Raw genomic sequence first — 13,061 nt, forward strand, 5'->3', positions numbered from 1 at the left:
AGCAAGCGTTTAAACCAAAAATATAAGAACAATTTATAAGAGATTATAAGTCCTTATATTTTAAATAATGAGGTGGGTGAATGAGTACTTTATTAAATTCTTTAATCACAGAGCTTAGGAGAGGTACGTTAACGCTAGCCGTTTTAAGTCAATTACGAACACCCCAGTATGGATATTCGCTCGTTCAATTATTGGAGGATTCCAGCATCACCATTGATCAAAGCACCCTATATCCATTACTTCGCCGATTAGAGAAACAGGAATTAGTGACGAGCAGCTGGGACACATCCGAGAGCAGACCCCGTAAATATTATGTTCTAAGTGACTATGGCGTAGAAATTTTTTTACAGCTAAAGGAAGAATGGCTTAAGAATTCGAAAGAACTCTACGGCCTATTACAAGGGGAGGATGACCATGAATCTAATTGAGATTTACATTCATGAAGTGACTCGGAGGTTACCGGAACAAAATCGGGAGGATATCGCTCTTGAATTACGATCTACAATCGAGGATATGTTACCGGATGATTATGACGAAAAAGAGCTAAAAGCCGTCCTTACAAAATTGGGCAATCCCGCTATTTTAGCTAGTGAGTATCGCGATCAGCCCATGTATCTCATCGGCCCACGCTATTTCGATTTATATGTTACGTTATTAAAAATGATTATACCGATCGCTGTAGTTGTTTCTTTAATCGCTCTGGTTGCTGATTACTTGATTGGCTATAGCGGCGATAAAACAGTTGCGGATATTGTTACTGCAGTTATAAGTAGAGGAATTGGAACCTTCCTTGAAGTAGGAATCCAAGTCTTTTTTTGGATAACTGTTGTGTTCGCTATTATCGAACGGGCGGATAAAGGAAAGGAAGGTCATCCACTTACTACAAAATTAAGGAAATGGACTCCTGATGATTTGAAGGATATCGCGCTTGTCCATAAGAAAAAAGCAATTACAAGCTTCGAAGTGTTCGGAAGTTTACTGTGGACTGCCATTTGGGCTACTGTTTATTTTAATGCTGAACACCTGATCAGAGTCTATAGAGGCGGTGAAGACGCACTTAACTTCGTAGCCCCAGCTTTTAATCAGCATGTGTTACTTGATTATTGGCCTTTAATTCTTATTGTGATCGGATTAGAAGTCGCATTAACTATATATAAATTAATCAAGAGACAATGGACTAGAGAATTAGCATTATGTAATACGGCCCTCGAGCTCATTGTGCTTATTGTATTCGCTATTATCCTTATAAATCCGAATGTATTTAACCAAGAATTCATTAACTACATGTCTAATTTATTAACCACTACAGCTAACCAGTTTGAGACGGGGCTAGTAGGTGGAGGAATAGCGGTCTTGATTTTAATTGCGGTCCTCAATATATATGAAGGCTTCCGCAAGGCTCGCCTTTAGTATTCACAGAACGGCGATTCTCCTGTTATTTGGAGAATCGCTGCTTTGTATTCTGATTCGCTGACTGCCTGCTTCAACAGCTTCAGCAGCTTTCACAGTGTCAGTCAGCACCCTCTAAGTGTTACGGACCCAGAGGACGTTATTGGAGAATTTCCAGCCTTTTAAACAGAGTTTCGGACTCCAGCGCAGCTATTCCCTTGAAAGAGGTTCATCAATGTGTTTTTCATACCAATAGTGTCTATACGATCCATTGACATCCCAAAAATGCAATAATACTGCGATCAGGGTCATCTGTGTCCGATTGGTGCTTTGTATATGTCGTAATCGTGATTGAATCAAATGAAAAACAATAGAGTGCCCCAGCAGCCATTCATGACTCATGGGACACTCTATCTGCTTTTAAAGAAGTTCAAGCTCAATAACCGTATCCATCTCGTCGGGAAGCTTAGCCCCTTTTAATGTAATAAACGCTCCACCGTCAACATCCGAATATTCCTCAGCCATCCACGGCACCTCCACCTTTAGCTCGGTACCATCACGTAGTAATCTAGCCTTTTTAATCTTCCCTTTCAAGCCTTGGAAATAGATCGGGCCAATTCCTCGGTCGTAGACGTGCGCATACAACTTGTTGCCCTTTTGCGTATAACGTCCCCACTCTGGCTTTGGCAGCGAAGACTTCCCGCATCCATAAATACTATCGCCATTAAGGCGCATCCACTCCCCAACTTCGTCAAGGATAACCAATGATTCCCGTGTCATTTCACCCTTAGCATCTGGTCCAACATTAAGGAGGAGGTTGCCATTCTTGCTGATACATTCGACCATTGAGCGAATGACCTGCTGGGTTGATTTATAATTTTTATCTTCGGAATGGTAACCCCAGTTATCATTAAGCGTAATGCATGCTTCCCATGGAATGGATTGACCATTCACGTCAACAATGCCACCGGGAGGAATGATCTGCTCTGGAGAAAAGAAATCTCCAGCATATTCTTCTGGCTCGGCCGCACGGATATTCCCACCCAAACGATTGTCGATAATAATATCCGGCTGGATAGAGCGAATCATACGGATTAGCTCCGTTGCTTTCCATTTCTCTCCGGTCATATTGTCGTAGGAGAAGTCAAACCACATGATGTCGATTTTGCCGTAATTCGTCAACAGTTCCTTCACTTGTCCATGCATATACTCCAAGTATCGATCAAAATCAATCGGCTTGTCTTTAGCCGCTTCATTGTCCCGATCCGGATGTGCTTTATCACCATATCCTGGGTAATCATCATGATGCCAATCAATAATAGAATAATACAGACCTACAGCAATACCTTCCGCCCGGAAAGCGTCTACATATTCTCGAACGAGATCACGTCCAGCAGGCGTGTTAGTCGCTTTAAAGTCTGTTAGCTTGCTATCAAACAAGCAAAATCCGTCGTGGTGCTTGGTCGTAAGAACCGCATACTTCTGCCCCGCTGCTTTTGCTGTGCTGGCCCATTTCTTCGGGTCATATCGAGATGCGTCAAATTCATCGAAATACGTCATATAATGCTCTCTACTCATTCGCTCGTTTCCACGTATCCACTCCCCTCGTGCTGGAATGGAATATAATCCCCAATGAATGAACATACCGAATCTATCCTGTAAGAACCATCTCGTTCTTTCTTCTCTTGTACCCATCTCTTCAGCCCCTCCGTTTTCGCTAGCTTTGATAAATAGTTCAGATAGTCTAGACGGTATGAAATAATGCTGCAGCGCCTATAAGACCTACATCATCCCTCAGACCTGCTGATTCAATAGTATAAGTTCCTTTATACGGCTTCATGACAAGTCCCTCTGTTTTCTCTCTTAGTGCCGGAAACAGTAGTTCACCAGCTTTGCTTACGCCTCCACCAATTACAATGCGATCAGGATTAAACGTATGTACCGCGTTAGCTAATCCAATCGCCATATAATGAATCGTTCGCTCAATCACCTCGACAGCCACCGCATCTTTTAGTGCCATCGCTTCGAAGACGTGTCGAGAATTAATCTTTTCACCACTTCTACTAGCCAGCTCTGTAATCATCGACGTTCTGCTCTCCATACTCCGCAGTGCCATATCCCGAATTGCTGTACCCGATGCAAATACTTCCCAGCATCCATATCTTCCACAGCTACATTCCGTTCCGTTCGGGTCAATAATATTATGACCGAGTTCTCCTGCAAATGAGTTCGTTCCGAGCAGTAGCTCACCATCCATGACAATTCCAGCTCCAATTCCTGTGCTGAAGGTAACATACACCATGTTGTTCGAGCCTTTACCAGCTCCTCTTACATACTCACCCCAAGCCGCAGCGTTCGCATCGTTTACCACTTTCACTTCTATGCCAAGTTCTGACTCCATCCAATGTTTCAGTGGAACATTATCCCATTCAGGAAGATTGGTACCGTGAATTACGATTCCATCCTGGCTATTCACAGCTCCAGGAGAAGCCAGTCCGACTCCAATCAGCGGTCGCCCTTCGGATACAGAGCGGATCATTCCGATCATTCGCTGCACCACCTCTCCCGCGGTGCGCGCGCCAGCTGTCTCCATTAATTCCCGATTCAGCATGGTACCCTTTGAATCGAATAATGCTGCGGCAATTTTTGTTCCGCCTAAATCAATTCCTACTACATAGCTCTCAGCTTTATGCATAACCATTCACCTTTTCACTATCTATTATTAGCCGTTCGAATGAATATTCTTAGCTAACGCCCGCAGGGCTACTGGATCGATTGGCGACAAAGCATCTTTGCCATGACGAACAGCCGATCCAAAATGTACTTCTGTGACTCCGGTCTGTTGAATAAACGTTGTAATACCTTCTGGCTTCAAACCACTTCCAGCCAATATACTAATCGAACTACCTCTTGATTCCTCTACTAGCCTACGCATAGCGGGAATGGCTTCGGGTGCCGGGCCTGGTCCAGCAGAGGTAAGTATACGAGTGATTTGCGGGTAATTACAAAGCGTCCGATAACCTGCAATTTGGTCCTCCAGCTCGTCAAAAGCACGATGGAAGGTTACTTGTAGGCCATCTGTCAACGGCAATAATATTTCAAGCGCATGCTCATCGATCTTTTTTTCCGGTGTTAATGCGCCAAGAACGACTCCCGAAGCACCACTGGCTGCAATCCGCCTGATCTCTGCAGCCATGGTCAAAATATCATCCTTGGAATAGTTGAATGATCGACTGTGCGGACGGACCATAACAAAGACAGGAATGCTAACCGATTTGGCTACCTGCTCCACCAACCCTATCCCTGGTGTTAATCCGCCTTCCGTAATGGCAGTAATGAGCTCAAGACGATCTGCGCCATTCGCCTCAGCCGTTAGAGCATCATCCATACAAGTTGCGATGATTTCCAATCTCATAGCTTTCACCCACTCTTCCAGTTGTTAATGATGCACTTGCTTCATGACATAATCGGCGAGAAGGCGTGCACCATATCCCGTCGCTCCAGCTTCTGAGTAACCTACATCCTGTTTGTACTGTACCGTCCCAGCCATATCAATATGAACCCAGCTCATCGATTCTGCTACAAAGCGCCGAATAAACAGGGCTGCTGTAATCGCACCTGCAAAGGGGGAAGTACTAACATTGCGGAGATCAGCATAATTACTCCGGAGATCTGCTTCATATTCATCCATTAACGGCATGGGCCAAAGTCGTTCTCCATTACGCTCCCCGATCTCAACCAGGCTCTGCGTCATATCTACATCGCCCCATATGCCCGCGATGCCTAATCCGAGCGCCGCACCGACATTTCCAGTTAGGGTAGCGATATCAACAGCTTGGTTTGCTCCGATATTCGCGGCATGAATAAGCGCATCCGCTATGATAAGTCGACCCTCGCCATCCGTATTCGCAACCTGAACAGTTACCCCGTTAGGGTAGCGGATAACAGACGAAGGTAACATCGCCTCAGCATCTGGCACATTATCAACGACTGGAATAAGTGCGGTCACATTTACATTGGCACGCTTCCGTATCAAAATATCCATAGCCCCAATTACAGCAGCCGCACCACCCATATCCATGCGTGCATCGCTGATATCGCTAGCCGTCTTCACATTCATGCCACCTAAGTCAAAGGTTACACCTTTACCTACTAGTGCTAACATCGGTAATTCAGGGTTACTCTCGTAACGAATTTCAACTAGGGCTGGAGCGTGCTTACTCCCCGCTCCAACTGCGAGCAACCCATTCATCTGAAGTTCCACAAGCTCCTGTCCTCGATAGATATGGAGTTTCAAAGCAGCATCATCACGGTCGAAAAATTCTGCCATCCATTCTGCAAAACGATCAGGATTCAGTGTCCCAGGTACCTCATTCACAAGATCGCGAGCAACTACGGCTCCTTCAGCGCGTATCTGTGCAGAAACCCGTACAGCTTCCAATTCAATCGATGACAGCTCAGGCCAATCTATCGATTGAAGCTGTAATTCAACAGAGCCTTCCACTTTGGTAGTTCCCCGATAAGTTTGGAAACGGTACAAGCCGAGAATCCAACCTTCCATCCAAGCTTGTAATTCATCAGCAGCAGTAATATCCTTATTCCTATTTATAGCCTTAGATGCTAAGCGAACCAGCGAAGCACTACTGCGTCCTTCCTTTAGAATTGCACGAGCAGCAGCTCCACCCGCTCGGCGAATCCTCTCAAGCGTAATATCCTTGCGCTTTCCCATTCCTACCGCTAACACATCAGACTCTTCCTCAGTGCGAGCATGTAACCAAGTCACACTGCTGCACTGTTTGTGGGGCGCTCCCAGCTTAAAGGGAAAAGACTCCTCGTCATAAGCTAAATAGACAATAGTATCCGCCACATTAGCGGAATCGAATAAGATATTCATCGCTGTCCCTTCTTTTCCGTAAAGTTATCTCACAATTTCAGTTACCGCTCTAATTTCAGCATTTCTTCATCAAATAAATGACACGCAACCTCATGACCTGGTTCGACTTCTCGGAATATCGGTACATGCTGCTTACAGATTTCCATACAGGAAGGACATCTTGTATGAAAACGGCATCCCGACGGTGGATCAACCGGACTTGGAAGATCTCCCTTCAGAATAATGCGCTCCTTCTTTAAGGTAGGATCGGGTACAGGTACAGAAGATAGCAGTGCTTGTGTGTATGGATGCATTGGACGATCGTACAAGGTATCCTTATCCGCCGTCTCTACGAGCGAACCAAGATACATAACTCCGATTCGATCACTAATATGTTCAACAACACTTAGATCATGTGAAATGAATAAATATGTCAGGCCATACTCTTCCTGCAGATCCTGCAACAGATTTAGCACTTGTGACTGAATCGATACATCCAGTGCTGACACAGGCTCATCTGCTACGATTAAGCTTGGGCGAACAGACAACGCGCGGGCGATTCCAATCCGTTGTCGCTGCCCACCGCTGAACTCAAAAGCGTAGCGCTCGGCGTGGATACTATTTAATCCCACTGTCTCTAGTAACTCACATGCTAGTTTATCCCGTTCTTTGGACGAGAGCTTTGTATGAATGAGCAGAGGCTCAGCCACAAGATCCTTCACCTTCATCCGTGGATTAAGCGAAGCATAGGGGTCTTGGAATACCATCTGTATATCTTTACGAATAGGCCGCATTTGATTGTCTGAGATATGGCTAATATTTTGACCCTTAAACCACACTTCACCGTCATTCGGCTCCAGCAAGCGAGTCACTAATCTACCCGTAGTAGATTTACCACAGCCACTTTCACCCACAAGGCTGAACGTTTCTCCTTTACGTATAGCGAATGAGATCCCATCAACTGCGTGCAAATATCTAGTAGTTCCGAAAAAGCCCTTCTTCACCGAAAAAAACTTCTTCAGACTTTTAACTTCAATGAGTGGAGTCTCCTTCACAAACGTTCCCCTCCTTCCGTGTTCTCCTGCTGTGTAAGCCAACAACGACTCTTTCGCTCTAGTCCCTCAATCGGGAGTAACTCTGGCTCCTGCGAGAGACAACGCTCTGTGACATAATCGCAGCGTGGCGCAAACTTACAACCTGCTGGCATTTGTGAAAGGTCAGGCACATTCCCTTTAATGGAATCCAAGCGGCGTACGTTTTGACGCAGCTTAGGAACGGACTGAATTAATCCCTTCGTATATGGATGCTGTGGTTTTGCAAATAGGTCATGAACGGAAGCTTCCTCCACTACACGACCAGCATACATAACGACGACACGGTCGCATAGTTCAGCTACTACACCAAGATCATGGGTAATGAGCAGCATTCCCATATCCTGTTCTTCTTTCAGGTGCTTCATTAGATCAAGGATTTGAGCTTGAATCGTTACATCAAGCGCCGTTGTTGGTTCATCTGCAATCAGCAGTTTCGGGTGGCAAGACATCGCCATCGCAATCATTACACGCTGCCTCATACCGCCAGAGAGCTGATGCGGATATTCATCCACCAAGTCTTCCGCACGTGGTATACCAACTAACCGCAACATATGAATGGCATGTTCACGAGCCTTCTTCCGACCATAACCCAAATGCAACATGATCGGCTCCATCAATTGCAAACCAATCTTCAGGACAGGATTCAGCGAAGTCATCGGCTCCTGGAAAATCATCGCCATTTCATTTCCCCGTATCTGGCGCATCTCTTTGTCCGTAACCTTTGTCAGATCCGTTCCTTCAAACCGAACAGAACCACCAGAAATTCTGCCAGGCGTATCCTTAAGGAGCCGCATAATCGACAGTGAGGTAACACTTTTACCACAGCCGGATTCACCAACTAGACCCAGCACTTCACCTTTCTTAATCACAAAGTCAACACCTGCAACTGCCGTTATACTTCCATCGCCGCGTTTGAACTCCGTTTTCAGCCCTTGTACTTCCAGCAAATTTTGAGTCATGTCTTGTCCCTCCTTAGTTTTTCATTTTGGGATCAAGAGCATCGCGCAGTCCGTCCCCGACCAGGTTAAATGCAAGTACTGTCAAAAATATAGCTAAACCCGGAAAATAAACAATATGTGGAGCAATACTTAAATAATCGCGCCCCATACTTAACATCGCCCCCCAATCGGGCTCCGTTGGCTTCGCACCCATTCCAAGAAAGCTCAGTGACGCTGCGGCTAAGATTGCCCCACCAATTTTCATGGATAGATTAACAATGATACTAGGGACCGTTTCAGGAAAAATATGTCGCCAAATGATTCGGCGATTTTTTGCACCCATGGAACGGGCAGCTTCAACAAACAACGTTTCCTTCGCAGACAATGTTACACTCCGAATAATGCGGGCGAACGAGGGTGTACCGAAGACTGCAACTGCAATCACAACGTTGGATAATCCAGGCCCAAGTATAGCGACGATCCCAATGGCAAGCAATAAATCAGGAAATGAGAACAATACGTCACTGCCACGCATAATAATCCGATCCAGCCAACCGCCATAATATCCACTGACAAGACCAAGGATGGTTCCAAGTACACCTGCAATCAATACGGAGCTCAGACTGACTGCCAAAGTCAACCTTGTACCATCAATTAAGCGGCTTAGAATATCACGGCCGTATTCATCCGTTCCCGCCCAATGCTTGGCAGACGGACCCTGCATTAGCGCATCATAGTTCGGTTCATCAGGATTATAAGGGGTCAGAAATGGCCCGAAAATGGCAATTAAAAAAAGCAATATGATAAAAAATGCAGCCACAAGGGGCATCTTTTGTTTGCTGAACTTGCGAATAAAAACACCCGCGCGGCCTTTTGTTTTCTCCGGGGCTATTACCTCTCCGGGTATAGGAGAATTAGTTCCCATTACCGCCGAATTGTCGCTCATGATATCCCTCCTAATCCTATATTCACCCTATAGAAAACTATCGTAATTCTGCCTCCCAGTTACTCTAGCTTACTGAGAAAACCTGATTTTCGGATTGAGTACGCCGTACAATAAATCTACAATTAAATTGATAAGGATAAATTGTGTTGAAAACAAGAGCAGCAAAGCTTGAATAACTGTATAATCCCGGAACAAAATGGAATCCACCAGCAGTCTACCAAGACCAGGAATACTGAAAACCGTCTCAACCATTACCGATCCACCAAGTAAGAATCCAAATTGAAGTCCGGCTACAGTAACGACCTGAATAAGAGAATTGCGCAGCGCATGCCTGCTAATAACAACATACTCTCGTAAGCCTTTCGCACGTCCAGTACGGATATAATCCTCCCTTAACGTTTCTAGCATCGATGCCCGTGAGTAACGAGCCAGCATCGACATAATTCCCATTCCAAGTGTAATGGAAGGAAGAATATAAGACTTCCATGAATCCACACCACCGGTCGGAAACCAGCCAAGCTCTACCGAGAAAATCTGAATGAGTACCAAACCTAACCAGAATCCAGGAATCGACATCCCCGAAATGGCTGTCAATGTGCCTAAGTGATCAGGCCATCTATTACGATAAACCGCTGAAATAACGCCAATTAGAAGACCAATGACAAGCGCCCAAGCCATGCTGAGAAACGTTAACCACAACGTAGGCATTATTCTACTTTCTAGCATATCGGTTACTGGAATCCCCGATCGAATCGAATTGCCCAGATTACCACTCAGTAGATCGCTCATGTAGTTTATGTATTGATTCCACAGCGGCAGATTAAGACCTAGTTGCTCTTGAATGCCATGAATCTCTTCAAGTGTGGCGTCTTTACCCGCAATAAGCCGGGCCGGATCGCCAGGAATTAAGTGAATAAACAGAAAGACTAATACCGATACAATGAATAGCAACGGAATAACCCCGAGGAGTCTTTGCAAAGCATATCTACCCAACTCATAAGCCCCCTTCAGTATCGACAAATGATTTAGTGGAGGCCGCTTCCTACCATTCTTAAGAAGCGGCCTCGTTCAATTCTTGGGAAATTAAATCTTGCGTTTGACTTGAATTATTTCACTTCTGCATTTAGGACATTAATGGAACCATCCGGAAAGACTTTGACACCTTCCAGATTCGATCTTTTGCCTGAGATGATTTGGTCAACGCCCATGAATGCCCACGGAGCATCTTCCCATACTGTTTTTTGAATATTTGCATAAATGGATTTAGCCGCTTCCGGATCAACAGATTTGTTTGCTTCAGCAATCCATTTATCTACATTTTCATTTTTATAATAAGCTGTATTCGAGCCAGCAGGTGGGAACATTTCACTACTGAACAAACCTCTAGTAGCACCATCTGCATCACCGGAGGATGGAGACCAGCTGACATACCACATTTGAATTTTTGCTTCTTCAGGTGTTTTAGCAGCGTTAATTTGGTCGGATAAAGTACCGCCTTCCATGGACTTCACTTCTACTTTAATGCCTACAAGCGCTAGCTGTTGTTGGATAAATTGCATACCCTTCATAGTTTCGGATTCATTCTCACCCCAAATTTCGGTTTCGAATCCGTCTGGATAACCCGCTTCAGTAAGCAATTGTTTAGCTTTTTCAATGTCATAGTCATAACCTGTTTGTGGGGAATAATATTGTGTTTTGGATGACATCGTGGAATCAAGCTTAGCGCCAAGACCCGATTTCACCACCTTGATATACGCATCTTTGTTGATAGCATAGTTAATCGCTTGACGTACCTTTACATCATCAAAAGGTTTCTTCATCGTATTCAAAGTTACATAACGAACAATGGTTGAATCGATGGTATCTATAGTAATTCCTTCAAGGCCTTCAACCTCAGATACTTGCTCGGTTGGCATTGGATAAATGAAGTCAGCCTCACCAGTCTTCAGCATCGCAATCCGTGATCCATTCTCTGGTACGGGTCTAAAGGTGATACTATCCACTTTCGGCAAGTCTTTTTGCCAATAATCCGGATTCTTCTCAACAACTAGACGATCGCCTTGCACCCACTCTTTGAACTTAAATGGGCCAGTACCTACAGGTTTTTTTGAAATATCGGCCCCATTCTCTGTTATAGCTTTCGGGCTAATGATTGGTGCCATTGCAACCTTGTTTAAGAATGCGTTATACGGCTCGCTAAGTGTAATAACGACTGTTTTGGCATCAGGAGTCTCCACTTTGGCAACCTTCGCGAAGCTTTTGCGCAGTCTCAGATTATTCTTCTCATCCTGAATACGGGCAATATTCTCCTTCACTGCTTCGGCATTAAAATCAGTGCCGTCCTGGAATTTAACGTTTTCTTGCAGTGTGAATGTATACACCAATCCGTCTTCACTTATAGTGTGGCTTGAAGCAAGAACAGGAACGACGTTCATATTCTCATCAAAACCCATCAGACCTTCGTACATCGTTCTGGCAGCACTAATCGAATGTGTATCGCTCGCGTTATGAGGGTCTAGTGTAATAAAGTTAGAATTAATGGCAATTACAATGTCTTTATCATTCTTGCTGGTTGAGGTGCTTGTTTCAGTTCCACCAGCGGTATTGCTACCCTTCCCCTCGTTGCTACCTTTGTTGCCGCAGCCTGCTGTCACTACTACGGTAATGAGCAACAGCATGAACATTGACCATACTTTTCCTTTTGCTTTCATGTTTTACACTCCCCTTTTAGAAACGATATATTAGAAAAGCTTCCAGTCCGATTACTTATTAGACTTGAAGATTATTCTCGATTCCTTATAATCAGACTTCCCATTGGAATACAGCACGGCGTTCGCCTACAACTGTGCCGCCATCATTAACAATAGTGTTCGGCACGAGTGCATATAAACGATCAATCGTATCTTGATTGCTATAGCCTAAACGTTCCAGAATCGATGCGATAATACAAGGCCAGACTTGTTCGGATCCATCGGATACTTTTAATGAGATACCGATTCGTTCCTTTCGGAGTCCAATCCCATATACACCTTTAGCGCCGCCCTTTGCCGTCAGATTATCATCCTTTAGAAGCTCTGAGCAGACGAATTTCGTATCTGCAATCATCACCGGATTATCGTTCATAAGCTTTGCAGTCGCAGCAGCTGCGTTACGTATTTCCGTATTCTCAATCAAATCAGGACAGGCTAGCTTTAAATATGAATAGGCGATTTTATGAAGAGGGAGTGCGAAGATAGGAAGACCACAACCATCAATCCCTTGAGGAATGGATTCCTTCGATACCTCTGCGATATAGGCCATGATATCAATGATCTCCTGTTGCACGGGATGGTTAGGATCATAATAAGTATCTATATCCCAACCCATATATTTGCTAAGGCCCATCAACCCTGCATGTTTACCTGAGCAATTATGAAAGATTTTGCGAGTGGGCTCATTCCCCCGATGGCGTTCTGCCTTGGCTTCCTCATTCAGAGGGTATGTAGAACAACAATGAAGTCCCTCTTCTTTTAATCCCATTTTCTGAAAAAGAGATTCAAGTGCTTCAATATGAAAGGCCTCTCCCCGATGCGAAGCAGTAAAGAGTGAGGCTTCCTTACTTGTCAAACCATAAACTTCATCGATCCGACGCTTCATAACTGGTAAAGCTTGGAATGGTTTAGCAGCTGAACGAAGATAGGTCATATGCTCCGGATTACCTGCTTTATACAAAATGTTACCTTTCTCATCGACCACGCTAACTGCACCATAATGGACATTCTCCAGTAAGCCACCGCGATATTCTTCTACTAATGTTGTAAACCCCATCTGTACAACCTCCC

Annotated in this window: 12 protein-coding genes; 2 read left to right on the forward strand and 10 right to left on the reverse strand. The window is 44.7% G+C overall.

From position 1 onward, the window contains the following. Positions 1 to 80: 80 nt before the first annotated feature. Together ACWNM1_RS24210 and ACWNM1_RS24215 are read left to right on the forward strand one after the other, a co-directional pair. On the forward strand, positions 81 to 428 hold the full coding sequence (locus ACWNM1_RS24210; RefSeq protein ID WP_076300520.1) for a PadR family transcriptional regulator: 348 nt from the start codon (positions 81 to 83) through the stop codon (positions 426 to 428). After that, on the forward strand, positions 415 to 1,410 hold the full coding sequence (locus tag ACWNM1_RS24215; protein WP_449602941.1) for an HAAS signaling domain-containing protein: 996 nt from the start codon (positions 415 to 417) through the stop codon (positions 1,408 to 1,410). The genes ACWNM1_RS24210 and ACWNM1_RS24215 overlap by 14 nt, the downstream gene beginning before the upstream one ends. Before the next feature lie 399 nt (positions 1,411 to 1,809). Here the strand turns inward: ACWNM1_RS24215 and ACWNM1_RS24220 are convergent, their stop codons facing one another. The 10 genes from ACWNM1_RS24220 to ACWNM1_RS24265 form a co-directional block, all read right to left on the reverse strand. Continuing rightward, positions 1,810 to 3,084, reverse strand: a complete 1,275-nt coding sequence (locus tag ACWNM1_RS24220; RefSeq protein WP_449602942.1) for an alpha-L-fucosidase — start codon at positions 3,082 to 3,084, stop codon at positions 1,810 to 1,812. Positions 3,085 to 3,133: 49 nt separating this feature from the next. Further along, positions 3,134 to 4,084 carry an ROK family protein gene (locus ACWNM1_RS24225; RefSeq protein WP_449602943.1) on the reverse strand — a complete coding sequence of 317 codons (951 nt, stop codon included), beginning with the start codon at positions 4,082 to 4,084 and terminating at the stop codon, positions 3,134 to 3,136. Positions 4,085 to 4,111: 27 nt separating this feature from the next. After that, on the reverse strand, positions 4,112 to 4,804 hold the full coding sequence (locus ACWNM1_RS24230; protein ID WP_449602944.1) for a copper homeostasis protein CutC: 693 nt from the start codon (positions 4,802 to 4,804) through the stop codon (positions 4,112 to 4,114). A 24-nt stretch (positions 4,805 to 4,828) separates the two neighbouring features. After that, positions 4,829 to 6,283, reverse strand: a complete 1,455-nt coding sequence (locus tag ACWNM1_RS24235; protein WP_449602945.1) for a M17 family metallopeptidase — start codon at positions 6,281 to 6,283, stop codon at positions 4,829 to 4,831. A gap of 41 nt (positions 6,284 to 6,324) precedes the next feature. Next, the gene (locus ACWNM1_RS24240) at positions 6,325 to 7,317 is read right to left on the reverse strand and encodes an ABC transporter ATP-binding protein (protein ID WP_042189914.1); all 993 of its coding nucleotides are present in this window, start codon (positions 7,315 to 7,317) and stop codon (positions 6,325 to 6,327) included. Further along, complete coding sequence (locus tag ACWNM1_RS24245) at positions 7,314 to 8,315, reverse strand: ABC transporter ATP-binding protein (protein WP_234532164.1); 1,002 nt, start codon at positions 8,313 to 8,315, stop codon at positions 7,314 to 7,316. The genes ACWNM1_RS24240 and ACWNM1_RS24245 overlap by 4 nt, the downstream gene beginning before the upstream one ends. Positions 8,316 to 8,328: 13 nt before the next feature. Beyond that, complete coding sequence (locus tag ACWNM1_RS24250; protein ID WP_042189918.1) at positions 8,329 to 9,240, reverse strand: ABC transporter permease; 912 nt, start codon at positions 9,238 to 9,240, stop codon at positions 8,329 to 8,331. A gap of 69 nt (positions 9,241 to 9,309) precedes the next feature. Continuing rightward, positions 9,310 to 10,233 carry an ABC transporter permease subunit gene (locus ACWNM1_RS24255; protein ID WP_449602946.1) on the reverse strand — a complete coding sequence of 308 codons (924 nt, stop codon included), beginning with the start codon at positions 10,231 to 10,233 and terminating at the stop codon, positions 9,310 to 9,312. 113 nt (positions 10,234 to 10,346) lie between these two features. After that, on the reverse strand, positions 10,347 to 11,951 hold the full coding sequence (locus tag ACWNM1_RS24260) for a glutathione ABC transporter substrate-binding protein (protein WP_449602947.1): 1,605 nt from the start codon (positions 11,949 to 11,951) through the stop codon (positions 10,347 to 10,349). Between the two features lie 91 nt (positions 11,952 to 12,042). Then, positions 12,043 to 13,047 carry an asparaginase gene (locus tag ACWNM1_RS24265; protein WP_449602948.1) on the reverse strand — a complete coding sequence of 335 codons (1,005 nt, stop codon included), beginning with the start codon at positions 13,045 to 13,047 and terminating at the stop codon, positions 12,043 to 12,045. Positions 13,048 to 13,061 lie beyond the last annotated feature (14 nt).

Source organism: Paenibacillus sp. Marseille-Q9583 (genome assembly GCF_976954365.1).